General features: G+C 60.7%; 25 protein-coding genes and 2 pseudogenes. 17 read left to right on the top strand and 10 right to left on the bottom strand.

Annotated elements, in window-relative coordinates; translation table 11 throughout:
* Positions 1 to 4: 4 nt before the first annotated feature.
* The gene (locus GGD53_RS31750) at positions 5 to 295 is read right to left on the bottom strand and encodes a hypothetical protein (RefSeq protein WP_004672580.1); all 291 of its coding nucleotides are present in this window, start codon (positions 293 to 295) and stop codon (positions 5 to 7) included.
* A gap of 25 nt (positions 296 to 320) precedes the next feature.
* Here GGD53_RS31750 and GGD53_RS16300 point away from each other — a divergent pair, with 25 nt between their 5' ends.
* From GGD53_RS16300 to GGD53_RS16245, 12 genes are all read left to right on the top strand, one after another.
* A complete protein-coding gene (locus tag GGD53_RS16300; RefSeq protein ID WP_004672581.1) occupies positions 321 to 2,861 on the top strand; it encodes a hypothetical protein in 2,541 nt (846 codons plus the stop codon).
* A gap of 303 nt (positions 2,862 to 3,164) precedes the next feature.
* Positions 3,165 to 3,422, top strand: a complete 258-nt coding sequence (locus GGD53_RS16295; RefSeq protein ID WP_004672582.1) for a hypothetical protein — start codon at positions 3,165 to 3,167, stop codon at positions 3,420 to 3,422.
* Between the two features lie 50 nt (positions 3,423 to 3,472).
* Entirely contained in the window at positions 3,473 to 3,949 is a 477-nt protein-coding gene (locus GGD53_RS16290) for a hypothetical protein (protein ID WP_064823762.1), read from the top strand.
* On the top strand, positions 3,946 to 4,776 hold the full coding sequence (gene sctJ / locus GGD53_RS16285) for a type III secretion system inner membrane ring lipoprotein SctJ (protein ID WP_008534240.1): 831 nt from the start codon (positions 3,946 to 3,948) through the stop codon (positions 4,774 to 4,776). Before GGD53_RS16290 ends, sctJ begins: the two co-directional genes overlap by 4 nt.
* Before the next feature lie 2 nt (positions 4,777 to 4,778).
* Complete coding sequence (locus GGD53_RS16280; RefSeq protein WP_008534242.1) at positions 4,779 to 5,408, top strand: hypothetical protein; 630 nt, start codon at positions 4,779 to 4,781, stop codon at positions 5,406 to 5,408.
* Complete coding sequence (sctL, locus tag GGD53_RS16275) at positions 5,405 to 5,968, top strand: type III secretion system stator protein SctL (RefSeq protein ID WP_004672586.1); 564 nt, start codon at positions 5,405 to 5,407, stop codon at positions 5,966 to 5,968. The genes GGD53_RS16280 and sctL overlap by 4 nt, the downstream gene beginning before the upstream one ends.
* Complete coding sequence (locus GGD53_RS16270; RefSeq protein WP_029875511.1) at positions 5,961 to 7,280, top strand: FliI/YscN family ATPase; 1,320 nt, start codon at positions 5,961 to 5,963, stop codon at positions 7,278 to 7,280. The genes sctL and GGD53_RS16270 overlap by 8 nt, the downstream gene beginning before the upstream one ends.
* Positions 7,277 to 8,296: a FliM/FliN family flagellar motor switch protein gene (locus tag GGD53_RS16265; RefSeq protein ID WP_008534260.1), complete on the top strand. Its 1,020-nt coding sequence runs from the start codon at positions 7,277 to 7,279 to the stop codon at positions 8,294 to 8,296. The genes GGD53_RS16270 and GGD53_RS16265 overlap by 4 nt, the downstream gene beginning before the upstream one ends.
* Positions 8,296 to 8,949 carry a type III secretion system export apparatus subunit SctR gene (gene sctR / locus GGD53_RS16260; RefSeq protein WP_008534263.1) on the top strand — a complete coding sequence of 218 codons (654 nt, stop codon included), beginning with the start codon at positions 8,296 to 8,298 and terminating at the stop codon, positions 8,947 to 8,949. Before GGD53_RS16265 ends, sctR begins: the two co-directional genes overlap by 1 nt.
* A 65-nt stretch (positions 8,950 to 9,014) precedes the next feature.
* The gene (locus GGD53_RS16255; protein WP_004672590.1) at positions 9,015 to 9,284 is read left to right on the top strand and encodes a flagellar biosynthetic protein FliQ; all 270 of its coding nucleotides are present in this window, start codon (positions 9,015 to 9,017) and stop codon (positions 9,282 to 9,284) included.
* 10 nt (positions 9,285 to 9,294) lie between these two features.
* Positions 9,295 to 10,104 carry an EscT/YscT/HrcT family type III secretion system export apparatus protein gene (locus tag GGD53_RS16250; RefSeq protein WP_008534267.1) on the top strand — a complete coding sequence of 270 codons (810 nt, stop codon included), beginning with the start codon at positions 9,295 to 9,297 and terminating at the stop codon, positions 10,102 to 10,104.
* The gene (locus GGD53_RS16245) at positions 10,091 to 10,888 is read left to right on the top strand and encodes an EscU/YscU/HrcU family type III secretion system export apparatus switch protein (protein ID WP_064823763.1); all 798 of its coding nucleotides are present in this window, start codon (positions 10,091 to 10,093) and stop codon (positions 10,886 to 10,888) included. Before GGD53_RS16250 ends, GGD53_RS16245 begins: the two co-directional genes overlap by 14 nt.
* Before the next feature lie 60 nt (positions 10,889 to 10,948).
* On the opposite strand, the gene GGD53_RS16240 is transcribed toward GGD53_RS16245, so the two are convergent.
* The 4 genes from GGD53_RS16240 to GGD53_RS16225 all read right to left on the bottom strand — a co-directional run bounded on the left by GGD53_RS16240 (position 10,949) and on the right by GGD53_RS16225 (position 15,076).
* Positions 10,949 to 11,863 (bottom strand): pectate lyase, encoded by a 915-nt coding sequence (locus GGD53_RS16240; RefSeq protein WP_008534276.1) that lies wholly within the window; start codon positions 11,861 to 11,863, stop codon positions 10,949 to 10,951.
* Positions 11,864 to 11,905: 42 nt separating this feature from the next.
* Complete coding sequence (locus tag GGD53_RS16235; RefSeq protein WP_008534277.1) at positions 11,906 to 13,837, bottom strand: flagellar biosynthesis protein FlhA; 1,932 nt, start codon at positions 13,835 to 13,837, stop codon at positions 11,906 to 11,908.
* Between the two features lie 23 nt (positions 13,838 to 13,860).
* Positions 13,861 to 14,748, bottom strand: coding sequence for a SctD/MshK family protein (locus tag GGD53_RS16230; RefSeq protein WP_246717805.1), 888 nt, complete (start codon positions 14,746 to 14,748; stop codon positions 13,861 to 13,863).
* Between the two features lie 169 nt (positions 14,749 to 14,917).
* Positions 14,918 to 15,076 (bottom strand): hypothetical protein, encoded by a 159-nt coding sequence (locus GGD53_RS16225; RefSeq protein WP_004672595.1) that lies wholly within the window; start codon positions 15,074 to 15,076, stop codon positions 14,918 to 14,920.
* A 253-nt stretch (positions 15,077 to 15,329) separates the two neighbouring features.
* Between GGD53_RS16225 and GGD53_RS16220 the strand changes: the two genes are divergently transcribed.
* On the top strand, positions 15,330 to 15,878 hold the full coding sequence (locus GGD53_RS16220) for a hypothetical protein (protein ID WP_008534289.1): 549 nt from the start codon (positions 15,330 to 15,332) through the stop codon (positions 15,876 to 15,878).
* 9 nt (positions 15,879 to 15,887) lie between these two features.
* Positions 15,888 to 16,301, top strand: a complete 414-nt coding sequence (locus GGD53_RS16215; protein WP_008534291.1) for a hypothetical protein — start codon at positions 15,888 to 15,890, stop codon at positions 16,299 to 16,301.
* A 4-nt stretch (positions 16,302 to 16,305) separates the two neighbouring features.
* Here the strand turns inward: GGD53_RS16215 and GGD53_RS16210 are convergent, their stop codons facing one another.
* A complete protein-coding gene (locus GGD53_RS16210; RefSeq protein WP_064823764.1) occupies positions 16,306 to 16,803 on the bottom strand; it encodes a helix-turn-helix domain-containing protein in 498 nt (165 codons plus the stop codon).
* A 462-nt stretch (positions 16,804 to 17,265) separates the two neighbouring features.
* Here GGD53_RS16210 and GGD53_RS31450 point away from each other — a divergent pair, with 462 nt between their 5' ends.
* Complete coding sequence (locus GGD53_RS31450) at positions 17,266 to 17,649, top strand: hypothetical protein (RefSeq protein ID WP_008534295.1); 384 nt, start codon at positions 17,266 to 17,268, stop codon at positions 17,647 to 17,649.
* Positions 17,650 to 18,107: 458 nt separating this feature from the next.
* Here the strand turns inward: GGD53_RS31450 and GGD53_RS31745 are convergent.
* Positions 18,108 to 18,225 (bottom strand): annotated as a pseudogene (locus tag GGD53_RS31745) (DNA polymerase IV); the annotation flags it as partial.
* 5 nt (positions 18,226 to 18,230) lie between these two features.
* On the opposite strand from GGD53_RS31745, the pseudogene GGD53_RS32245 reads away from it, so the two are divergent.
* Positions 18,231 to 18,578, top strand: a pseudogene (locus tag GGD53_RS32245) (DUF4334 domain-containing protein); the annotation flags it as partial.
* A 270-nt stretch (positions 18,579 to 18,848) separates the two neighbouring features.
* Here the strand turns inward: GGD53_RS32245 and GGD53_RS16200 are convergent.
* The 3 genes from GGD53_RS16200 to GGD53_RS31740 form a co-directional block, all read right to left on the bottom strand.
* A complete protein-coding gene (locus GGD53_RS16200; protein WP_004675991.1) occupies positions 18,849 to 19,598 on the bottom strand; it encodes a hypothetical protein in 750 nt (249 codons plus the stop codon).
* A gap of 158 nt (positions 19,599 to 19,756) precedes the next feature.
* Entirely contained in the window at positions 19,757 to 20,857 is a 1,101-nt protein-coding gene (locus GGD53_RS16195; protein WP_004675992.1) for a cysteine protease StiP domain-containing protein, read from the bottom strand.
* Positions 20,858 to 20,971: 114 nt separating this feature from the next.
* Complete coding sequence (locus GGD53_RS31740; RefSeq protein ID WP_011053330.1) at positions 20,972 to 22,105, bottom strand: phosphoribosyltransferase domain-containing protein; 1,134 nt, start codon at positions 22,103 to 22,105, stop codon at positions 20,972 to 20,974.
* Between the two features lie 1,253 nt (positions 22,106 to 23,358).
* Between GGD53_RS31740 and GGD53_RS16185 the strand changes: the two genes are divergently transcribed.
* On the top strand, positions 23,359 to 23,573 hold a 215-nt coding region (locus tag GGD53_RS16185), incomplete at its 3' end, for a transposase (RefSeq protein ID WP_184457658.1).

Genomic DNA, 23,573 nt, shown 5'->3' with positions numbered 1-23,573 from the left:
AAAATCAAAGGGAACGCATGTCATCGATCGCACCAGCATCTTCGGATATCGATACGGTTTCATTTCTCCGGCTAAACGCCAATTCCGATCCAAAGTCCGAAAATTCCACGAGCCAGGGCAAAACCACGAGCACCACGGTCAAGAAGGCATCGCCTTTTGCCTCTGACGGGACCACGACGGCAGCCCTGACGATTTTCTCCTCTATATCGGCGCAGACGAGCAGTCCGAAGTTCGTTTCGCTGGCCGCCACGTCGAATGGCACGTCCCGCCCTACCGCGCCGATCCAGCCGGTCATCGATCTCCTGTTCAATTCCGATTTCATGAGCGAGATCAATCAGGGCTTCATGGAAGGGCTGAAGGACAAGGACAAATCCTTCGAGAGCATCGACGTCGTCAAAAACCCTCACAATTACACTGCCGAGCAGAAACTGATCATGTATCTCGATCTGCTTCAGACCAAGGCGACCTTCGGCCAATACAAGGACAGCCTCGGCGACAACCAGCGCGGCATCTACAACGACCAGGAGATCCTGAAGGATCTCGACAAGTCGATCGCCATCCTGGGCTCGGACCCCGACGTCAACTCGCTGATGACGGAGAAGGCGCTGAAGGCCTTCAAGCTGATCTTCTCCGGTTATCGCGTGGCGCCGGCCGATACGAACAAGGACGCTTCCGAGATCATCAACGACACGATAACGCGTGACGAGAAGATGAAGGACCTGCGTACGAAGGTCGAGGATGCCTTTGAGCGCGACATCGTCAATGGCGGCCTGCTGAATGACGGTCTCAAATCCGGCAAGGACGTCACCACCATTCTCAAGGAATATAATGCCGCCCTCGGCTTCTATTCCATGGTGCTTCCCGACGATTTCGTAAAGCAGCGCTCGGCGATTGCCGACAAGACCTATGCCGAATTCTTCGACAAGAACGTGCTGCCGACGATCTCCGATCCGACGACGGCGCTCGATGGCCTGATCCGCATGGGACTGGCCGGCAACAAGACCGAGCGGGAACTGAAGGGGCTCGGCTCCATCCTGCCGGTTGTGGATTTCGACCAGTCGCTCGGGCTCGGCGGGAGCCTGTTCCCCGATCTCAAGATCGACCTCGACGGTTTGAAAAAGGTTGCCGCTTCCGAATTCGGCAGCACCGTTCCCAACAATATCACCCACCTGTTCAACCCGACCATCCAGGCGATGGCCAACCAGTTTTACGGGTCAGACAGCCCCGAGGTGCGCGATCAGTTCAAGGCCGACGTCAAGGCGCTTCTCGGTCCGCTGCTCGACAAGGTAGGCGCCGGAGAAATCGGCATCGGCGATCTCGCCGGCAATCTGGAGCGCCTGACGTCGCGCCTGAGCGCACCCGGCGGCAAGGAGGTCTTGGGCTACCGCCATGCGGTGCAGACCGCGCTGGAAGGGCTCGTCATGGGCGCCAGCCTGGTCTCGAAGTTGCCGGCCAATGCCGAGTGGGACAAGAGCGTCTCGCCGCTGCCCTCCAGCAATCTCGCCAGCTATTCGTTCAACGACGTCATGGCGGCAATCATGATCGGCACCGGGCTGGCCGGCAAGGGCATTGCCGCCAACGGCTCAGACGGCGGGCGCTTCTTCGCCGGCAGCGGGGGCGACGCCTGGATCGCCGAGCGCATGTTCGCCACCAAGGACAATGGCTGGAGCAAGACCATCCAAAGTCTCGATCTGCCCTATATCGACAGCGAATATCTGACATCGAGCCTCAAGGACATGGGACTTTCCATGTCAGGCCTGATGAAGACGCTGATGCCCGGCACGGATGTGATCGATCCAATCATCGTCGACGGCAAGACCGCCGAAGAGGCGATCAAGAGGATCATCGCCCCGAGCCTCGACGCGCTGGCGGAAACCCTGTTCAAGGGCAATGCCGATGCCATGGCGCAATACAAGACCAATTTCACGACGATCTTCACCGCGCTTTGGGCGACGATGCGACCGGGCGGCAGCGTCGAAACGATCAAGGCCGACCTTGCCAAGCTGATCGACAAGACCGCGACGGCGGCGCCGGCAGGGGTCGATCCTGTCAAATACAAGGCGGCGCTCTCTTCCGGCGTGATGTCGGTGCTTACCGCATCCCGCTCCATCTATGCCGGCCTCAACATGACGAGCCCGACCTGGGACAGCATCGGCATCGTGGTTCTGCACGCCCTTGGCGCTCTCGCGCACATGGGCAGTGCGCTCGGCTCGGCGATCAAAGCCTCGAATTTTTCGCTGCTGGATGGGATCAGTTCACTCGTCGGCGTTTCCGACGAGCTGGCGCGGGCGCAGCGCAGCGTGCTCTCCGCCTTTTTCAAGAATACCGGGACGACGGTTGGCGCCGTTGCCGGCGTCGCTTGGCTGCCGGTGGAATATTACCAGTTCCTGCAGGGGCTCACCAGTGGCAAGGGCGATCCGGTCGATCTCATCTTCATGGGTATCGGAACCGCGGCGGACACGGTCGGCGCGATCGAGGGCATCGCAGGCGTTGCCAATATGCTGGTGAATTCCACCTTCCTCGGGCGCACGGGCGCAACGGTAGCGCTCGTCTCCGGCGGCTTCTCGCTCGCCTTCGCAATCGCCGGCGCGGTGTCCTGGGCGGCCTGGGCGGGCTTTGCCATCTACCAGAGCATCAAGCAGGAAAAAGCCTTCCACAAGCAGACCGACATGATGAACGACATGCTTAAGCGCACTGTCAACGACACGGTCGGCATCTACGCCAAAACAGGTCAGCGCGTCGGCGCCAAGGGCGGCGTCGCCCCCGCGCCCCGCGACCCGGAACAGCGCGAGCTGACCCCTGAGAACTGGGACGCGATCATCGCCGATATCGAGAAGCGCCGCGGTACGGCGGTGGGCTGATCCGGGACGCTTTCGCAACACCAAATATCTGGGTACTCACAGGCCCGGTTGGCGTAGAGGCGGTCGGGCCTGTGAATATTTGATAGCAATAAATTTAAGTATGAATTTCATGCGCAATCTGGATATCTGCTGCGCTTTATGGATAAAAACGTTCAATTTTAATATAAAGGTCGAGAAAGTTGTCAAAGCGATTGTAATTTCCGAAAATTAACCATCGGTTAAGTTTAAACAATTGACCGGCCGTTTTTTTATCCATATCAAATCATGCATTCATTTTGATAACTCCTTGATGGAAGTGCTCATATGGCCGTAGATGCAGTGAATTCCGACCTGAACCTGGCGCCTGCAAACCCTGTCTCGGTGGAGCTGACGACTGATAAGACAGATTCCAAGGACACCACCGGCAGCACGACGAAAAAGGTCGATCCGAACAGCGAGAGCGAGATACTCTCCGCTGCCGTGGACGCGTTTCTGCCAGGCATGATTTCCAACACCCTGATGCTGAACAATTCGCTTTTCAATTTCGCCAAGGAGGCGATCGACGAAGGCAGCGACGAGTAGCGTTCCCGTTCATCGTTTGCAGTTGACGTGTACCGAGTTGAGGAATTGCAATGAGCGGAGAAGAACTTACCGGCCGCGCCTTTACGCCGCCCGTTGATGGCGTATCGACAGGCAATGTGCTGGAGACCTCGGAGATCGTGGCGGAGCGGATCGGGCTGCAGCCGGCGGATTTCGCCGGCCTTCGGCCAACCGAACTCACCTCCATTCCCAACATCCAGGGCCGCAAGATCGCGCCTGAGTCCGACGCCGTCCCGCCCTCCTATTCACCGGAAGGCAATACCAGGCCCTCCAGCATTCTCGACCGGCTGTCGGCATTCTTCATGCCGGTGGCCGGGAACGGCCAGCCGGAGACGCCGCTGGTGCGATTTGCCGCGGACAAGGATCACAGCGGCCCGAAGATCGAAGACATCACGACATCGATCGACCGGCTGGAGAAATCACAGCAATTCGCGACCGGCACGACGCTGCTGTCGTCACTCACCCAGTCGGTGATGTCGTCGTCCAAACGGCTGACGCAGGGCCAGTGAATATCATGATCACATCGGCCCTTGCGAGATCACCGATCACTTCGCCCGCGCGCAAAGTCCTTCCGAAGGCCGCCATGCTCGCCCTCTGCCTGTTCCTCGCCGCCTGCAGCCAGGACGTGCTGACGGGACTCGATCAGCGCGATGCGTTGGATGCTCAGGTCCTGCTCGAACGCGCCGGCATCTCCGTCACCATGAAGAGCGAAAAGGGCGGGACCTATGCGATCGCCGCTGAATCAGCCGATCATGCCCGGGCGATCGAGTTGCTGGCGGGCGCCGGTCTGCCGCGTCAGTCGTTCGGAAATGTCGCCGAACTCTTTCCCGGCAACGGCTTCCTTGTGACGCCTTACGAACAAAAAGCCCGGATGAGCTACGCCATCGAGCAGCAGCTTGCCGAAACGCTTTCGGGGCTTGACGGCGTGGCGACGGCGCGCGTCCATGTGGTGCTGCCGGAGGAAAACGGCCGCGGGCTCATCAAGGAAAAGGCGAGGGCGGCGGCCGTGTTGCAATATCGCCCCGGCGCCAATCTCAACGAGATCGACATGAAAAGCCGGTCCGTTCTGGTCAACAGCATCCGTGATCTCTCTTACGAAGATGTCTCGGTGGTGGTCAGCCCCTGGTCGGAGGTCGGCGCGCCGGCGGCCCCGCCGGCAACGGCAGCATCGGCCCCGGCGGCAACCGTGACGCCGGCACCCGCCGCAGCGCCATTCTCGATGGTGCAAAGCGCTCTCTCGGCTTTCAAGGCCCCCAATCTGGCCGTGATCGGCGCAATTATCCTCGCCATCGGGGCATGCCTGCTGCTGCTGTTGCCGCAGCGGAAGGAGCGCTGAGCATGCGCACGCCGCGTTCGGACGGCGAGGCGATCTCGGATGCGGCGAGGATCCGCAGGGCAGCGCTGCTTTCCGCGGATATGCTGACGGCCGCCCGATGGGATGGGACCGCGCCGCTCCTTGCCGATGGGTCTACCCTGTCGCGGCGGCTGCACCGGCGGCTTTTCACGGAGATCGCAGAAGCCCATGGCGACCCCGCCACATTTGCCGACGGCGCCCGCCGCCTGATTTCCATGGACGCGGACGGACTCGCAAAGGCCGCGTTCCGGGCGGGCTTCGCCTATCATCTCGCAGCCTTCTGCCCCGCGGTCGATCGCCCGACCCTTGCGAGGCTCAGGGCCGCCTACGGCGAGGAAGCGGTCGCATTCGCCCTCGGCCACATCAATCTTTCCACGGCAACGCCGCCGCTTGATCTGTTGAGCGAGCAGGCAAGGCATGTCGTCGAGGCCGATGGCTGGTCGATGCTGACGCTTCTGGCAGACGAATATCGGATCTCTGCGGCATGGCGGTGGGCGGGCTGGCGCGACATGGCCGAAAACGGCTCGGCTTCCCTGTTGAAGAGCCCGGCGCTCGTTCTGGCGACGGCCGCCGTCGACGAGGTCGCCTCCACACAGGAAGGCGCCGGACGATGAGCTCGGGATTTGCACGCCACGACCGCATCATTCCGGCGGAAAACTTCGGCCAGATCAGGGAGGCGGCGCAAATTCTGGCGGCTGCCCGCCAGGACGCCGCCCAATCCCAGGCCACACTTGCAGCCGCCAGCGAGCAGGCCGCCCAAAACGGCTATCGCGACGGGTTCGAACAGGGCGTTCGTGATGCCGCCGCACGGCTTGCCGCCTCGCTCGGAAAAGCCGAACAGGAGATTGCCAATCTCGACAGCTGGGTCGAGGCGGTGGTTCTGAAATCGGTCGGATTGATCCTCGGATCAATGGAGGCCGACGAACGCACCAGGCGATTGGTCCGCCACGCCATATCCCAGACCGCAGAGGCCCAGGAGATCGCCCTCCATGTCGCCCCCGAGGATGCCGCCATGATCGCCCAGGCAATTGCGGATATCGATCATCGCATCACTATCGAAACGGATCCGCTGATGTCTGCCGGCGAGATCGTCCTGGAGACATCGGCGGGACGAAGCCAGATCGGCTTGAAAGACCAGCTCGCCACCGTGATCGAGGCCCTCGTCCATGGCTGACGCATTGCTTCGCATGGAGCGGACGCTCGAACAGACGGACGTGCGACGGCAGAGCGGCCGCGTGACGAGTGTTTCGGGCCTGCTGGTGCGGGCGCTCATCCCCTCGGTTCGGATCGGCGAGCTCTGCGAACTGCATGAGCCGGGCAGGGGCCGCATCGGCCTCGCCGATGTCGTCGGTATCGACGGCGAGACGGCACTTCTCTCGCTTCACGGCGAAACCCGCGGCATCTCCCAGCGCACGGAAATCGTCCCGACCGGCCGGGAGCCGGCGATCTCTGTCGGCAACTTCCTGCTCGGCGCGATCGTCGATGCGCACGGCAACGTCCTGCGTCCCTCCGCCAATCCGGCCGGCGAGGACGCGCGTTTCCTGCAGCCGCTCTACGGCCAGCCGGTCAACCCCTTGTCGCGCCGTCCCATCCGCCAGCCGTTCACCTCGGGAATTGCCGCCCTGGACGGATTGCTGACCTGCGGGCAGGGCCAGCGCATCGGTATTTTCGGCGCGCCTGGCGCCGGCAAGTCGACGCTGGTGTCCCAGATCGTCGCCAACAACAAGGCCGATGTGATCGTCTGCGCCCTGGTGGGCGAACGCGGACGCGAGGTCGGCGAATTCGTTGCCGGCAACATGCCGGAAGGCGTCCCCTCGAATGTGACGCTGGTTGTCGCCACATCCGACCGCCCGGCGCTGGAGCGGTTCAAGGCGGTGATGACGGCAACGGCGATCGCCGAATATTTTCGCGAGCAGGGAAAACACGTGCTGCTCGTCATCGACAGCGTCACCCGCATGGCCCGCGCCTTGCGCGAAGTGGGGCTTGCCGCCGGCGAACCGCCGGTGCGGCGCGGCTTTCCGCCTTCCGTATTCGCCGTCCTGCCGCAAATCTTCGAGCGTGCCGGCAACAGCGCAAACGGCATGATGACGGCTTTCTATACGGTGCTCGTCGAAGGCGAAGAGCAAGACGATCCGATTGCCGAAGAAACCAGATCGCTGCTGGACGGCCATATCGTGCTCTCCGACAAGATTGCCAAGGCAGGCAATTTTCCGGCGATCGATGTGCTGGCCAGCCGAAGCCGGACGATGAGCGCAGTGGTGAGCGAGAGCCATCGCCAGGCAGCCGACAGGCTGCGCGCCCTGCTTGCCCTCTATGACGAGGTGGAACTGCTGATCCGCGTCGGCGAATATCGCCAGGGGCGCGACGCAGCCGTCGACGAGGCCGTCGCCAAACACGGGCTCATCCAGCGCTTCCTGTTTGACGGCCAGGGCAAGCCGCAGCCGTTCGGCGCGATCGTCGAAGCGCTCGAGGAGCTTGTCCGATGAATATCGCCGCGCCCGCATGGCCCCGCTCATCGATGGCCGGGAGCTTCTTTTCCCGTTCCGGCACGACGATGCGCGCCGCCTGGCAAATTCCGGTCCGGGAGCAGACGCTTTCCGTTCGCCCGCTGTCCCCCGATATCGCAGCCGCGCGGATTGCCGATCCAGTCGGCATTCTCTGCCGCGTCGGCGAACGGGAGCAGACGCTGATTGCGTCGGCCGGCGCATTGTGGTTGCTGGCCGAAAGGCTTGAACCGCTGCTCCTCTGGGAAAAACTGTCACCGCACGAACAGGCGGCGGTGGTCGAACATCAGTTCGTCGAGGCCTTCGAGGAAATCGAGAACAAGATCGGCATCAGCCTGTCGCTGCTGCAGATCGGTGCAGAGCCGCAGCCGGATTTCAGCGGCAATTTCGGCTTCGAAATCGGCTGGAGCGGCATGAGCCTGCCCTTGAGCGGCCGTTTCGATGAAACCTTCCTTGCCGGCCTCGTCGGCTGGGCAAGCCGCCTACCGCGCCGCACGCTCAATGCCCTGACGACGGCGGTCAACATCCGGCGCGGTTATGCCGTGCTGTCGGTCGGTCAGATCAAATCCCTGCGATTGGGGGACGGCATCGTCATCGATGGGGGGGCAGCGGAGACCGTGGTCGCGATCACGGGTGAACGTTACCTCGCAACCTGCATGCGCTCGGACAAAGGCGCGGTCCTCACCGAGCCGCTCCTGTCGACGCCAACCGGACCAATGAGGCATTTCATGACGAATGACACCGTCGATCAGGAATTGCAGGGCGAGCCGCGTCCGTCGCCTGTCGATAGCATCCCGATCAAGCTGGTCTTCGATGCCGGACGGCTGGAGTTGCCGCTGCGCGCACTCGAGACGATCGGCGAGGGCTATGTGTTCAACCTCGACAGGCCATTGTCGGACGCCGTCGATATCATCGCCCAGGGCCGCATTATCGGACGGGGCGAAATCATTTCCGTGGATGGGTTGAGCGCCGTTCGCGTCACGGCGCTGCACGACTGATGGAACAGAGCTTTCCTCTTGCCCAGAGCCTCGCGGCAATGGCGGCGATCTCGATGCTGCCGGTCATTGCCGTGATCGCAACCTCCTTCACCAAGATTTCAGTCGTCCTGCTGATCGTGCGCAATGCGATCGGCATCCAGCAGACGCCGCCGAATCTCCTGGTCTTTGCGATTGCCATCGTGCTCTCGGCCTTCGTGATGAACCCGGTGCTGCAAAACAGCTGGCAATTGCTGCTCGCCCATAGCGGCGATTTCGGCACGGTCAGTGGCATGGCGGACGGCATGATCAAAGTGGCAGCGCCGCTGAAGGATTTCATGCTGAAATTTTCCGACGCCGAGGTGCGCGACTTTTTCGTGCAGGCGTCGCAGAAGATCTGGGCAAACGCGCCGGCAACCCCCATTGCCTCCGACGATATCACCGTGCTGACGCCGAGCTTCCTCGTTTCGGAACTGACGCGGGCCTTTGAAATCGGATTTCTGATCTATCTGCCCTTCCTGATGATCGACTTCGCCGTCTCCGCCATTCTGGTGGCGCTCGGCATGCAGATGATGTCCCCGACCGTGGTGTCGACACCGCTGAAGCTGCTGCTGTTCGTCTCGATCGACGGCTGGCGGCGATTGCTGGAAGGTCTGGTGCTGTCCTATGCGCAGTGAGCATCGCGCCTTGACGAAAGCCCCGGTTCGAGCGCCTGCCGCGCCCACGCGAAAGGCCTGCCGTCATGGGTGAAGACCAGGTCGCAGCCGAAATCGGCATGTCCGTCATGGCGACCTTCGCCTTGGCCGGCCCCATTCTAGGCCTGGCCGCGCTTCTCGGGCTGATCATCGCCATTTTCCAGGCGGCAACGCAAATCCAGGAGCAGACCATCGCGCAGATCGTCAAGATTTTCGTGATCTCCATCACCCTGCTGCTGTTCGGCCGGGTGCTGGCAACGCCGCTGATCGAACATTCCGTTCATATCCTGAACGACTTCCCGACCATGGTTCAGTGAGGCGGGGCGGATGGGGCCGGATCATCTTCCGCTCGTCGGCATCGAGGTCGCGGCACCGGCCGCGGCGATGCTCGGCGCCGCCCGCGCGCTCGGGATCCTGCTGATCTTCCCGATCTTCTCGCTGTTCAGCATCGTCGGCATTCTGCGTTTCGGCCTGGCAATCGGCCTTTCGGCGCCCTCCGTCGCCTTCGCCTATTCGGTGCTGGCTCTCGGAGATACGTCCTGGTTCGATCTGGCCGCCCTTTCGATGAAGGAACTTTGCTTCGGGGCGCTTATCGGCATGGGGCTCGGCATTCCCTTTTGGGCGGCCCAGGCGGCGGGTGATATGACCGATGTCTATCGCGGCGCCAATGCCGCCAATCTCTTCGACCAGATCAACGCGCTGGAAACCGCGCCGCTCGGTTCGCTGATGATGTCGATCGCCCTGGTGCTTTTCGTCAGCGCCGGCGGCATCATCGATCTGGTCGCGATTTTCTACAAGTCGTTCGAGTTCTGGCCGCTCTTCAAGCTCATGCCCGCCATGCCCGACGATCCGCTCGACATGATCCTCGGTGTATTCGGCCGGCTGTTCAAAGCGGCCGGATTGCTTGCCGCCCCGTTCATGATCGTCACCTGCGCGCTCGAATTGTCGCTGGCCTTCGTTGGCCGCTCGTCGAAACAATTCCCGCTGAACGATAGCCTGCCGGCCATCAAGAACTTCGCGGTCGTGGTCATTCTCGTCATCTACACGGCCTTTATCTCCAGCTATTTCCACGATCTCTGGATCGACGGATTCAACGAGGTGAAAGCCATGCTGGAGGTGACCCATGGCCAAAAATGACGATACCGAGGAAAAAACCCTGCCGCCGAGCCGGGTGAAGCTCGATCGGCTCCGGCGCGAGGGCCAGGTTCCCCGCTCGAAGGAAATCCCGGTTGCGATCTCCGTCCTTGCCATCGCCGTCTACGTCACCTGGGGCTTGCCTGCTATCCTCGAGGATTTCACCCGCAGTTTCGATAGCGGCCTGCAGTCCGCCGGACGGGCCGACCTCTCCGACGCCGTCACTGTCGGCTTGAGCGAAACCGGCGTGGCGCTGCTCGATCTCATCTGGCTGCCGCTTGCCACGGGTCTTGCCGCGACCATCCTGGTGTCGATCCTCGACGGGCAGGGGTTTCCCGTATCGTTCAAACATATGAGCTTCGATTTCACCCGGCTCAATCCGTTCGAGGGCATCAAGAGGCTTTTTTCGCTCGCGAGCATCGCCGAGTTCGTCAAGGGGCTCGTCAAGTTTGTCCTGCTCGCCACCGCCGGCGGCGGTGCGATCCTCTATTTCCTCAACAGCATCTTCTGGTCGCCTCTTTGCGGAGAAGCATGCACGCTCTCCGCGACAGCCCATCTCCTCGGCTCGATCCTCGTCATTGCCGCCGGCATCATGGTGGCCGCGGCGTTTTTCGATATCCGCATTTCGCGCGCGTTGTTCAGGCACGAACACCGCATGACCAAGACCGAGGCGCGGCGCGAATACAAGGATATCCAGGGCGACCCGAAGCTGAAATCGGCGCGCCGGCAAATCGGCGCGGAAATGCGCAGCAGCCCGCCGCGCAGGCAAGGACCAGGCCGGCAATGAAAAGCGGGAGCCTAAGCCGCCCGCTTGATCTTCGCTTTGCGGTTCCGGTGGTCGGGCGTCTCAGACGCCCGATTGGTTGTCACCTACACGCGTCCAGTTCTTCACATCGTCCAGCGTGATATCGGAGAGGAACGTCACGCTGGCAAGTGAGCTGTCGGTGCGGAAGACGTTGCTGCCGTGGGAGAACGCCCCGCCGTCGATGGTGACGTCGGCGTCGATCTGCTTGCCGCCGTTGGTGCGCACGAGCGTGGTAAAGCCGTCAGCGACGAAATCCTTCAGATAGAACCTCGTGTCGGCATTGATCTGGAAGATCTTGTCGGTCGCGCCCTTGGCGGAGCCACCGACAATAGTGACGTCGCCGGCGCTTTTTACCGTCAGCGCATCCTCGCCGACATTCTGCCAATTGACGTTTTCGAGCGTCGCGCCGCCATAGACGTGGATTCCGTCGGCGCCATTCTCGCCGAGATTGACATTCTTGAGCGTCGCGCCGTTCTTGAGAATGAACAGCGGCGATTGGGTTTCGGACTGGCCGCCATCGCCGAGCTTGGACGAGGCCGTATAGGTCGCGCCCTTGCCGTCGAACACGCCGCCATCCACGACGATCGGCTCGTTGACGACGATGACGCTGCCCTCTTTCGAGAGGTCGGGTTTTTCCGTCGTGGTCTGCAAAGTCGTGGCCTGTTTCTCGTCGGATGGATCCACCTTCTTGGAGTGGGATTGCCAGTTGATGTGCTTGCGCAGCAGATCCTTGGGGTCGGAATCCATGCCGTTTTCCGACGTTTCCCGCGACTTCGGCACATAGGAGGTCAGCGTCGGCGGGTTGCCGGAGAAATCTTCGAAGGGCGAGACCTTGCGGGTTCGGATGGCGGTGAAATCCGTGTCGGCCCTATTGCTGCCGCCAAGGCAATCGGACTCAAGGTCGAAACGGGAGGTTCTGTCGAAGTCTATGGGCCTTTGTCCATCTACGCCACACATTGCATTCATCCCCAGTTGGTCTCGTCTACTTCACTTGCTCTATCAGCCCGGCCTTTGTTTGGAGCCGGCAGCGTTCCGGATTTGCCCGATCTCTCCGATGGTTTCGATCGTTATATCCCTGTCGATCTCCTCCGCCGCCAGCACCGGAATGCGGCAGTTGTGGTGGATCATCAGCGTCTGGGTGAGCAGGCGCCACTCGCCCGGCACGATGATGATGGGATCGTATCCCCGCTCGTTGGCGTCCTCGAGAGCCTGCCTGGCTTTCTCGGCCAGCAGGCGCAGCCTTTCGGCTATCTCGATCTTCTCGGTCGCTCCAGCGGCGTCATAGGAGCGGATGAAGTGGTCCCATTCGGCGGGAAGCACCAGCGCCGGCAGCAATCCGCGCCGGTCGAGAAGCCCGAAGGCGATCTGCTTGACCAGCGCGGCGCGCGCCATTTCGGCCAGGGCATCCGGCGCGTGATCGGTGCCGGCGTGCAGCATCACTTCCAGCAGTCCGCGCGGCTGGGAAAGCGTCACGCCGGAATCCAGCAGGCGTCTGACGACCGCGACCGTCAGCATCAGCGGCACCTGGGTGGCGACGTCGATCGCCAGTTTGCCGAGACGCGGTTCGAGGCTGCCCAGCCATTGTGCCGCGTCGTCGACGCTGAACAGGGCGCCGATATGGCGGCGGACGATGCGCACGATGTCGTCGGCAATCTGTTCGGCCGTCCGTTCGGGACCGCAGCTGACGAGACCGGCGGGCACGTTTTCGACCTGAAGGTGGATCAGATCCTCGGCCATGCGGGGATCGGCGTTGAACGTCGGCACCGTCACGGAGACGCCGACGGCGCGCGCCGCCATGCGGATCCGCCCGTCCAGCATTTCGCCGAGTCGCATCGCCTCAAGCCGCGCCAGCGTTTCCACCGCGACGGTGGCGATGACGGGATCGCCATATTTCGTCCTGTCGAGCGGATAGGAATTGGCGCTTTCCACGGCATTTGCCGATCCGGCCGCGGCTGGGCCGGCGCGCCGGCGATGCACCATGAAGGCAAGGCCCGCCAGACACAGGCCGATCGCGCCGAGCACGCCTGTGGGAAATCCCGGCACGAAGCCCGCGCAGATCGTCAGCGCCGCCGCAATCGCCAATGCACGGGGCTCCCGGAAGAGTTCGCGGCCGATATCGCTGCCGAGACTGCCGTTGCCGTCATCGGACACGCGGGTCACGACGATACCGGCCGAGACTGCCATCAGAATGGACGGAATCTGCGACACCAGACCGTCGCCGATCGACAGCAGCGTATAGAGATGGGCGGCCTCGGCGAAGCTCAGGCCCTTCTGGAAGATACCGATCGCCAGGCCGCCGATGAGATTGACGGCGACGATCACCAATCCTGCGACCGCATCGCCCTTGACGAAGCGCATCGCGCCGTCCATCGCCCCGAAGAACTGGCTCTCCTGTTCGAGGCGCGACCGGCGCTTCTGCGCGGCTTCCGTGGTGATATGGCCGTTACGCAGGTCGCTGTCGATGGCGAGCTGCTTGCCGGGCATGGCGTCGAGCGTGAAACGCGCGCCGACCTCGGCGATGCGCTCGGCGCCCTTCGTCACCACGATGAACTGCACCAGCGCCACGATCAGGAAAATGATCAGCCCGACGACGACATTTCCCGCAACGACGAAATCGCCGAAGGCCATGATGATCTCGCCGGCATCGGCGTCCGCCAGCACGAGCCGGGTCGAGGAAATCGTCAAGGCCAGGCGGAACAGCGTGCCGATCAGAATGACCGCGGGAAAGGTCGAGATTTCAAGCACGCTCTTCAGATAGGTCGTGGTGATCAGCACCACGAAAGCGAAGGAGAGATTGAAAGCGATCAGCACGTCCAGAACGATTGTCGGAAGCGGCAGCACCAGCATCGTCACGACGGAGGCGAAAAACACCGCAAGCAGCATATCGGTGCGTTGCGCAAGCATGGCGATGGCGGATGACCTTACCTTCATGATCCGGCTTCCGACGCCATCGCCTATTCTTGTTCGCTGCTGGAAATTTCGGCGAGCTTCGGCTCGGCACTGCCGGCGGGGGCGAAATTGACCGTATCGTCCTCACTGTCGCGGGAAACGGTCATCTGGTCTTTGCCGATCTCCTTGATCCGCCAGCCGCTCGAAACGACATCGCCTTCCTCGTAGCGGCGGCCGTCGGAGCCGATGATGAATCTGACGGGCGTATAGCCGGCGGCGGCAACGAAGCCGTCGAGACCGGAAGAGAGGGCGGTGAGATCGACGATGGAAACGGAACCGCGCCGGCTCATCGAGGCGATGATGCTGCGCAGCTTGGTCTTGTCGGGCAGGCCGAGAGGCCGCGATCCTTCGCCGATGCGAATTTCGTCGGCGGTGGCGACGATGCTCAGATCTTGGGGAAGCTGCGCCATACGAATGGCCTGGCGGATTTCGGCCGCGATCGCCGCCGCCGCCGGCGCCGGTTCGGGTGCGGCGGAAACCCTGACGAGCGGGGCTTCGTGAGCCGGCGCATCGCTGTTGTAAAGGCCGGCCAGCAAAAGCAACGCCGCCAGCCCGAGAAGGCCGGCAGCCGCAATCCGGCGTGGCGCGAACCGCACGCGCCCGGCGCCGAGACCTTCGAGTTCGCAGGCCGTGCCGTCGAAGGAGATGGTCTGCCTCTTCGTAAGGGTCATCGTCCGATCGCGTGGGATGGAACGACCGTTGATCACGACGTCATCCCGCAGCGCGGTCAACGACACCGTGTCGGAGCCGCGGGAGCGCTGCAAACTGATGGCAAAGGCGGGTTCTGGTTTGGCGCCGAGGATGATCAGGTCGCAATCGGCGCTGCCGCCGACCACCTGCCGCTCCGCCGTCAGCGGCAGATTGGAGCTGCGCCCGGCACGCGTGATGCGCAAGACCGGTCCGCCGCTGCCTGACGCAGCGTTGCCGGCGTTACCTCTGAATGTCGGCGAAGAGGAATCTAGATCCATAACCATCTTGTTCCCGAACCGTCCGTCGAGCGGCTTTTATTGTCTTCGAGAGCGGGGAAGCGAGACGGGCGAACCCGTCTCGCCATTGTTTCAATCAGCCTGGGCCGATCTTCTTGATGGCGTTTGCGACGCCGTTGATCTTGGTGATTTCGGTTGCAACCTTCAGGCTCTGCTCGGTCGCTTCGTTCTGGGCCGACTTGAAGGCGGAAATCGCCGAGCCGATGCCCGCATCAAGTGTCGAAGTACTAGCCATGTCTTGAACTCCTTGCATGGTTTTGGCGGCCAGAGCCTTGCAGAATTCAAGATCGAATTCAATAGCTTATGTTAAAAAGTTATTAATTCGCGATATGTACAACAAATGCGCGAAATGGATATCCGTCCTGTTCCCAGCGGACCGATGATCTGCAACAGTAGATCAGATAATTATTAATAGATTGGATTTCGCAGCCCTGCCTTCATTCGTTCATTAGTTGTCGGGCGATATCCGGATCGTGAGGTAAACTCAGATGTTTGCGCGTTTTGTTTACATGGCCGCTATCGGACTGCTGGCCTCCTTTCCTCCACCGGCCGGCGCCAGCGAGCGGGAGGTGCGCCTGGATGTCGTCTCCCTGCCGCTTGGCGATGTCGTCCAGACGCTGTCCTTCATGTCCGGCATCCCGGTCACGACAGTCGGGACGCTGAGCGGCAAGGTCGAGCACTGGTCCGTCCGGGAAAGCGGAGCCAAGGCCTTTGTCAAGCTTGGCGATGCCAGCAATCTCTTCGTCGCCTATGACGGCAGCCGCATCATCATCGCGCCGAAGCAGGAGGTCTCCACCGTTGTCCTCGATCGCGGCGGCCGCAGCTGGAAGACCGAGCAAAACGCCATTCGCGCGCTGTTCCCGCTGCTGCCGGACGATGCGCTGCGTGAAGATCCCGCCAGCGGCTTGGTGCTGGTGCGCGGGCCCGCCGTCTTCACCAAGGCCGTCGAAGACGTGCTGAGCCGGCAGCAAGCCGACAGCATCAAGGTCATCAAGGGCGGCCAGCTGGAAATCCTGACGACGAACAACGGTGCCTGAGCGGCTGATATGAAGGCGTTGAAATCTCTCAGGCAGTTGCTGCAGATCCGCAGCCTGCGGGCGGACAATCTTTCCCGCAGCCTCTCCGAGGCGCGGGCGGATGCCGAAAGCGCGCGGGAGCGGGAAACGAAAGCCTCCGAAGCGCTCGACATCGCGGCAAGCCGGGCCGCCGGCAATCCTGTCGTCGACGTATTGCGCAAGAGTGGTGTCATCGCCGCCGCCGAGCTTCAGGACGCGCTGATGCGACAATCCGTATTGCGCAGCCATGAAGCCGATGCCGGCCTATCGCTTGCGCAACACAAAGCCGCCCGGCGCGCCGCGCAAGAGCGGGCAGAACACGTCGCCGCCGATTTTTCGCGAGCACAGAAGGCGGTATTGCGCGTCGAATTTTCGCTTGAAGCAGCGGAGAAAATCGACCGGTAGGGAGCTAAGAACCAGCAGATGAACCAACCGGCTTCTGTTCTTCCATCTCTTCATCGACAATCGAGCTGACGAGGGCAACGACCCGGCTGCGCACACGCGGAGAAAGGAGCAAAACGTCGTCTATCAGACGCCGTCCCTCCGCCGTGGAAATGTAGGCAATCTTCTCATCGATCTCTGTTATGATTTGCTGGCCCTGAGTGGTTTCGGGATCTGGAAGACCTTCGAAAAACCTCGAAACAGGGATCTTGAGGCAATTGGCAAGCTCGTAGAGCATCGAAGCGCTGACGCGGTTCTTACCGCTTTCATATTTTTGTACCTGCTGCAAACTGACCCCGATGCCGGCGCCGAGATCCCCTAGGGATACATTCGACTGCATTCGGCGCATACGGATCTGCTGTCCGACATGCCGATCGACTGGATGCACCGACTCGCGTGCAACATTCGGCTGTTCGGTTCGCGCAGGCCTCGAAGGTCGGACCTGGGCTGCTGAATAGCGCTTCATGGTGGACACCCCGTGTGGAGAGTTTCACGCGGTGCGCCCCCGCGGAATAACTCGCTCAACCCACTGATCGGGGAGTTAGAACACCGTACGAGACGGCCCTGTGGCCTTTAGTTCCGAGGAACCTGGACATACGCCACAGGCTCCTCGACCGAAGGTCAAGGAGTGTGGTGCCGAATCGGCCGGCACCAACCGCTCGTAGGGGGTTCTAATCCCCAAGGCAGCGCGTACTGCCCTATCGAAAAAGATAGCGGGAATCCGCCCGCTGCGCAACCGAATTCTTTACAAGATTCAATAGCTTCGCTTTACGCTCGGACACTTGCCTCAAAAGCGAGAGGTCACGCTTCGGGCGGTAAAGTGGTCAGAAAACCAAAGGAGGTGCGATCAGCGGAACGCCCATTGCGAGGATTGTCTGCCCACTCTCCCGGAAGAGATGACGATGACACCTGGGAGAGCGCGGACGTCGTGGCGATCGAGGAGACGGACGATACCGTCACCGTACTTCTCTGGCATCTGAAATACTCGCAGGCAGTAATGGGGCGCCGGGCGGACGATCTTTACCTCGTTTGCGGTCAAGCACAGAAGGGGGTGAAGGGGACATGGAGCTTGAAGAACCTCATCAACCACCTGACCGTGAGAGAAACATCACATCTTAAGGGCCGGGCCCGTTTCATTCGAGGCAGCCTGAATGACTTGGCCACGCTTCGAAAGGCTGCCCGACGCAAGTTCATCGAGTACCGGATCGGGATTGTACAGCCGGGTCTTAACGGTGAAAACATACCCGCAGAACATCTTGCGCTTCTGGGAGCGACTGCCACTTCATACTGTCTGTCACCGGGTGTCCCCTAATGACTGTCGCGAACCGCACCGATCCAGCTTAGCTGCCGGCCACCGTCTCCAGCGGCGCTACTTTCCATGACGGCAGGGCCGCCGCGAACTGTCACGGCCTTCTTGGGGCTTTCGATATCGAAATTGACGTTGTAGCGGTTCCACTCTGTAACAGCGGCAGAGCCGCCGACAAAATCAGGGGTAGGAATGCTCGATGTCCTGCCGATTGTTGCGGCGGGTGCATAGCTGCAGTGCAACATAGACGCTGGCTTCATGGCGCTGGCCCGAGTATTGCTATTTTCATCGAAGCGATGCTTCCTCCCGCAACGCTTCGAAGTTTAGACGGCCCACTCCTCCTCCCAAAGGGACGTCTGTGGGAACAGCGGCACTCCTCCTCCCAGGTCGCCGTTCGGTTCTTTTAGGAAAGCCTGCCGCACCTCCTCCCGCGGCAGGCTTTTCTATTTCGGGGCGATGGGCCGTCAGAGCCCGAGATCAAGTTGGGACTGGGGTCGTGCATTGCCGATCGGAGGTCGTCAGCGTTGAAAGCGTGACGCCGAGCAGCCGCACTGGCCGCTTGAATGGATAGACAGTCGCCAATCGACGGGGCATCGTTCGATGGTGTGCTCGAAGATCTTGGCTGGTTCGGCAAACGGTTCACGCCGGACATGCGCGCCGATGTGCTGCTGTTTCGAGCGGGAGACCGGCGGCTGGTTGCCGTGGATCCCAAATGGATCCCGCTTCGGCTAACGTTGCGTTTTTATAAGATCGACAGGACGCGTGTGGCAAGCAACCAAGTTTTCCTATCTCCAGCGCCGGCTGCGGGCGAGGGCCCGGTCGCGTCTTTGAAGGCCATGATGTTCGGCTGCGTCAAGAGCGCGGCCATGGTCTATGACGATCAACCCATCGTCGACCATTTCCGGCGGATCGACGCCGAGAGGATCATGGGCGCGAAATTTCGCTCTGCGCAAGTAAGGCACGAACCGTCGAGACGGCAGTTCCTAATGAGCTCATCGAAAGGTCATATCATGCTGAAATACAAGCTCTACGTACTCGTGGTAAAAGCCGACGGGAATCTCGCGATCCTCGCCGCGCTTGCCATGGTTCTTACCGCGATATGGCGCGGCGTTTTACCCATAGGAAGTTTCTACTGAAAGACTGGAGGTGCAGGATCATTCCTGCACCCTCCTCACATATCACCACGTTCGCAGTACGCGTGTCACCTATCTCTCACGCGCAACAGCGGAAACGACAAGGTCTGTCATTTGAGAGTTACCCGGAGCGCCCCACCAGTCGCAGAGGGACAGGTAGGAGAAGTCGCTCACACTGTCACCGTAGCCGATCACTGGGCGACCTGGATGCTCCGTCCGAAGCTTTTTGAGCAGAAATTGTGAGGCCACCCGTTTTGAGATCGCAGGCGGAACTAGCGCAAGGTTATTGCCGTTGTGGTGTCGAACCCAACCCCGTTTTTCTCGAATGATCGGCACAATCTCTTCAAGGCGTGAGCCGTCTCCGTCAATCTCTTTGAAGACAACATATGTCGCGAGATCAGCTTCCATCACCGACCAGCACCGGATGTGGACGCCAAGTTCCCTCGCCTTGGTCCTGCCCTCATCGAGGAGCTTATCGAAAAAGCCGGCAAGCGGCCGGAGCTCCCTTGCGACGACCTCATGCCATTCGGCGTCAGGCTTGCCGTCCTTTTTGAGGATGACGGCACCGTTCGATACGATTGAGTAGCTTTCAAACGCGATCGTAACGCGCGAAAGAGCCTCAGAGCCGCGCGCCGTAACCGGGATGGCCTCCGTGGAGACGAGCAGCCACTCGACAAAGGCAGCTTGAATCTTCGTCATATAGGAGTTGCTTCCATTAATGGATTTGGACGCCAATACCAGATCGGCTTCCGCAATCTCCGGTATCTTTTTCTTGGTTTGAAACAAGGTGTCGTCGAGGTCCACCAGAGCAATGGGCTTCATATGCGTACTCCAAAATGCGACTGGTTAAATATCTGATCGATTGCCAGATGTGAGCTTTCGCGGATTCTCCATTGGCAATGAATTTTACGATACGGAATTTGTCACATCTCAGTTTCCTTGACCTGCGCGCCGAGCTCGTAAGTAGACATACGTGGAGATTAGGAGACGTGCCGGATCAGCGTGACGGCGCGGTAGGGGGCGATCTTTCTAGGGGAGACGACATACGGGACGCCTTTGTTGTCGATCAGGTACATGAGGGCCGCGAGTTCTGGATCGGTTGGCGACGAGACGTACACCTTTTCCGGCACACGTCGCAGGATGGCTCTGGTCGCCTCCGCAATGCCCGGCTTTACTCGGTTGATGTTCGTTACGGCGTCCTCCCCCATCACCCAGGCGACGGCAGCGGCGGCGGCATCGCGATGCGCCCGGCGGGTCTCGATACTCCAGACGCTCGGGATTTCGGTTGCAATCACAGTGGAGACATCATTCCACATACCATCCACGAATGATCGGGAAATATCGTGTTCCGCGAGATTATCCCACTGGACGCAGGCGTGGAAGTCACCGGGACCGACGAGGGCAGCGTTGAGGATCGAGCGGCTGATAAGCCCGGATACGGTGCATCCTAGCATTCCGGAGGGAATAAGCCAGTCGTCGCCCGATGCGGCGAGCCATGCGCAGCCGCAGGGGTCGGCCAATACAACTAGCCGCGCAGGCCGGTCTGAGTAGTCCTTGAAGCTCTTTTCGAGTTGGTTCGCAATTGCTCCTTTGCCCGTCCAGCTATCTACGAAGACGATGCTCTCGACAGGACGCCTGGCAAGAATGTGGCGCATAGCCTCGTCGTCAACGCCCTTGTCGCGAATGATCGACAACCCGTAGTGTCCGACGTCCCGGCCGAGTAAGGCGATGGCCCTCTTGAGAAGGATGCCGAAGGGCACGCCGGCGCGGACCAAACTGACAAGGGTAATAGGACCCTCGACCGACTGCACGATCGCGAGGGCGAGGCGTGCCGTCTCGGCGCCCATGCGCGGGCCACCAGTGGCCATGGCCTTAGCAAACAGCTCCATGTATTCGCGGGTCGGGGCCATCTCGGCGGAAATCATTTCCGAGTAATGCCGCCGCCCGGATTGGATGGCCTCTTCCCTCGTGGCCGTGTCAGTAGGCTGAATATCCACTCTCTTGAGAAGGAGCGTCACGTCGTATTCGGCGTAGGAGCCTAGTGTGGCAGGGGAGGCGATGCTGTCATAGGTATCCCCCATGGGAGTGATGTCCTTAGGTAACGCGACAGCAGTGTTGTGTCGCTGTGGACTGGCGGAAATGTCCGATCGAGTGAGCCGATTTCGAAGCGGCAGACCGCATGGCCTAAGGCGGCTTCATTCACCTTCTACGTCTGAAAGGACAATGGGATCGCCCAGTGCGGACATCAGGCTGGCACAGACATTTTCCGGGCCTGTCTCCGAGCAGAGTATAATTTTCGAGTACAGCGCTGGATCGACGTTGTAGAGGTAATGTGGAACCGTTCCGCCGTAGTTGTCGGAGAACGAAAGTACTGAACCGATCGCGTGGCCTTTCGACAGGGGAGAACGCGTCACGGATGAATAGAAAACCTCAGCGCCCTCCTTTTCCAAGCGCTCCGCAAGCAGGAAGGGCTGCCACACGTGTTCGCCCGTTCCGAGTACGAGGGTAATCCCGTCATCGGCAGCGTTTGCATTGAGACCCTGCAAGTGATCGACGACGCCGAGACGCGCCCAGTCTCGAGCGACGTCGGGACAGACCTCGGGCCGCTTAGGACGGTCACAGGAAGGGACCTGCGGAGTAGCTGCCGTGAAATCCCCACGCGGAGTCCAACTGTACCGTCCGGAAACGATAGTAGCCTCACTGACTGTTCCCGTGATCTCCGCGCGGGCAGCGCCTTCTGACCAGTCGGTAAGCGTAAGTAGGACTGTGTGCTTCAGCTTCAAACGAATTTTTGCAGGAAGGGCAGCGAAGATGTTGGCAAATGTCTTACCTGTCGAAGCCTCATCGTCAACGAGTACCAAGCCGGTCGCACCATGAACCAAGTCGCGGAGCCTTGCCTCGCATGGTTCGTGCAGGAGGTGCCGCGGGGCATGGCTATGCTCTTCCTCAAATTCGCACAGCAGCGGCAGTTTAAGATCATGGCGAGTGGAGCAGATATATATTGCATCGCCGCGACCAGTGAGTTCGCGGAACCGCCGATGGACACCCGCACCAAGGCCAATGCCCGCTTCGGCTATTCCGATGAACAAAACCGGACCAGGAATATCGGCAGGAATCTGACGTGCAAGGAGGTCGAATGCATTTCCCATGACCGAAGGGCGGATCGGCAGGAATCGACCAAGAACCTTGGAAACAAACAGAAACGAGCGGTTCGGGTTGATTCGCTGCCCGAAGCCGAACATCTCGATGGGGGGTACAAGGCTTCGATCCACGTGAACCGAGATAGTGCCGTCGGCGAGTTGCGCAGAGTATGTTGAAGGATTCACCATTGCCAGCTTTCGAAAGTACGGACGTTTACCGTGGAAAAAATCCGTGCCATATGTTTCCGTGACGCCGCACGCTCATTGGCGTCTCGTTGACGAGCAGGGTAGCACTTACCTCTCGAGGCTCAGAGTGCATCCGCGCCACGATATCGCAGGAGAATTCGCCGGCCCTTGGCGCGAAGGCCAGCACGGCCGAGCGCCTCCCTGGTTTCAGCTTCGTTGGGGCTAAATCCCGATCTGAGGCCTTCCTGCCCCGTCGATGCGGCTCGTGACCCATCTCCGACAAAGCGACTGGGGCGATAGAAATAGAGTTTACGTCAGTTCATCCTCGCTCTCTGCGGTGAATCAGTAGCATGAAGTGAAGCAAGGGACGTGCCACTCGGACATGCAGCACGAATGGGAGCTGAATAGGCACCAGAACTCGAATATTGCATTCCAGGTCTCACGCGGCAGATGTCCAGATTGCCGGGAAATTTCGTATTGCATCCATAACGGCTTTGGGCGACGGATTGCGGGACCTGCCATGGCAAGCGCGTGCGGTCGCGAAACCTCAGATGGCGGCGAAGCGCTGCAGTTAAGAGAGATGCTGGAGCGTATATTCGCCTAAACGCTGCTGACGTGGCGGTTGGGCCTTTGAACGGTGGACGAGATCAGCCGGGAAAAAAGGCGTAGCTTCATTGAAATCGGCAGGGTGTACCCCGCCCACTACCGGGGATCAGAGCAGGCCAGCCTTGGCCCCAACCTGCGATGATAGCAGGTGCCTGGGGCACCTCCAGCACGTCGAGGGTTCTGCATCTTCGTGTCAGCCAATAGCCGACAGTTCGCACCACGTTTGTATTCGCTTTGTCTGCTTTACGACAGACTTAAGTCTTGATGCCTGCACTCAGCCGTCGTTGTTCAGTCCCGGCATTTTCATGGAGCGGATCGAGGGTGAAACGTTCAGGCTGCGAAGTCTATGTCTTGCAGACGAACTCGTAGTGTGAGGCCCTTGAGGGTCTTGAGCCTGCGTGACCTGCCACTGAACTTTCATCCAGCGGCGATTAGAGCCTCGGCGGTTTTGAATACGCCAAGTGGCGCGGTGTGAGCAACCGGCAACGCGGATCGTGTCCCAGCACCTGGTGTAGCTGACGGTAGGGAGTAAAGCCGAGCGCCCGCGCGCTTCTCGTTGCGCTGTAGCGGGTGATCGGCTTTGCGGGCGGCCATCAGTGTTTTCCGCTAGGGTCGGGTTGTTCAAGACCAACCTGACGGAAAGATCACCGATGACCAATGACATGATGAACGTGCGTTCGCTTGTTGAGAAGAGTGCCGATGCAGATTTGTTGCGTGAGATGATTGGCTTTGCCGCCGAGCGGCTGATGGAGTTGGAGGTCGGCTCGGCCACGGGTGCTGACTTCGGTGTGAAGAACCCCATGCGGCTCACTCAACGCAATGGCTACCGTGACCGCGATTGGGAGACGCGGGCTGGCACCGTCGA

It is taken from the genome of Rhizobium aethiopicum (genome assembly GCF_014197535.1).
Classification (GTDB): domain Bacteria; phylum Pseudomonadota; class Alphaproteobacteria; order Rhizobiales; family Rhizobiaceae; genus Rhizobium; species Rhizobium aethiopicum_A.
The sequence above is the reverse complement of the archived record's forward strand: the minus strand, read 5'-3'. Positions and strand labels throughout refer to the sequence as shown.

Excerpts from the sequence above, each read along its gene's own strand:
- GGD53_RS16240 (WP_008534276.1), bottom strand. The coding sequence starts at position 11,863 with ATGTGTGGCGTAGATGGACAAAGGCCCATAGACTTCGACAGAACCTCC.
- GGD53_RS16290 (WP_064823762.1), top strand. The coding sequence starts at position 3,473 with ATGAGCGGAGAAGAACTTACCGGCCGCGCCTTTACGCCGCCCGTTGAT.
- GGD53_RS16295 (WP_004672582.1), top strand. The coding sequence starts at position 3,165 with ATGGCCGTAGATGCAGTGAATTCCGACCTGAACCTGGCGCCTGCAAAC.
- GGD53_RS16270 (WP_029875511.1), top strand. The coding sequence starts at position 5,961 with ATGGCTGACGCATTGCTTCGCATGGAGCGGACGCTCGAACAGACGGAC.
- GGD53_RS16265 (WP_008534260.1), top strand. The coding sequence starts at position 7,277 with ATGAATATCGCCGCGCCCGCATGGCCCCGCTCATCGATGGCCGGGAGC.
- sctR (WP_008534263.1), top strand. The coding sequence starts at position 8,296 with ATGGAACAGAGCTTTCCTCTTGCCCAGAGCCTCGCGGCAATGGCGGCG.
- GGD53_RS31740 (WP_011053330.1), bottom strand. The coding sequence starts at position 22,105 with ATGGTGAATCCTTCAACATACTCTGCGCAACTCGCCGACGGCACTATC.
- GGD53_RS16250 (WP_008534267.1), top strand. The coding sequence starts at position 9,295 with ATGGGGCCGGATCATCTTCCGCTCGTCGGCATCGAGGTCGCGGCACCG.
- GGD53_RS16195 (WP_004675992.1), bottom strand. The coding sequence starts at position 20,857 with ATGGGGGATACCTATGACAGCATCGCCTCCCCTGCCACACTAGGCTCC.
- GGD53_RS16210 (WP_064823764.1), bottom strand. The coding sequence starts at position 16,803 with ATGAAGCGCTATTCAGCAGCCCAGGTCCGACCTTCGAGGCCTGCGCGA.
- GGD53_RS16220 (WP_008534289.1), top strand. The coding sequence starts at position 15,330 with ATGTTTGCGCGTTTTGTTTACATGGCCGCTATCGGACTGCTGGCCTCC.
- GGD53_RS16245 (WP_064823763.1), top strand. The coding sequence starts at position 10,091 with ATGGCCAAAAATGACGATACCGAGGAAAAAACCCTGCCGCCGAGCCGG.
- GGD53_RS16200 (WP_004675991.1), bottom strand. The coding sequence starts at position 19,598 with ATGAAGCCCATTGCTCTGGTGGACCTCGACGACACCTTGTTTCAAACC.
- GGD53_RS16225 (WP_004672595.1), bottom strand. The coding sequence starts at position 15,076 with ATGGCTAGTACTTCGACACTTGATGCGGGCATCGGCTCGGCGATTTCC.
- sctL (WP_004672586.1), top strand. The coding sequence starts at position 5,405 with ATGAGCTCGGGATTTGCACGCCACGACCGCATCATTCCGGCGGAAAAC.
- GGD53_RS16215 (WP_008534291.1), top strand. The coding sequence starts at position 15,888 with ATGAAGGCGTTGAAATCTCTCAGGCAGTTGCTGCAGATCCGCAGCCTG.
- GGD53_RS31750 (WP_004672580.1), bottom strand. The coding sequence starts at position 295 with ATGACCGGCTGGATCGGCGCGGTAGGGCGGGACGTGCCATTCGACGTG.
- GGD53_RS16235 (WP_008534277.1), bottom strand. The coding sequence starts at position 13,837 with ATGAAGGTAAGGTCATCCGCCATCGCCATGCTTGCGCAACGCACCGAT.
- GGD53_RS16300 (WP_004672581.1), top strand. The coding sequence starts at position 321 with ATGAGCGAGATCAATCAGGGCTTCATGGAAGGGCTGAAGGACAAGGAC.
- GGD53_RS16280 (WP_008534242.1), top strand. The coding sequence starts at position 4,779 with ATGCGCACGCCGCGTTCGGACGGCGAGGCGATCTCGGATGCGGCGAGG.
- GGD53_RS16255 (WP_004672590.1), top strand. The coding sequence starts at position 9,015 with ATGGGTGAAGACCAGGTCGCAGCCGAAATCGGCATGTCCGTCATGGCG.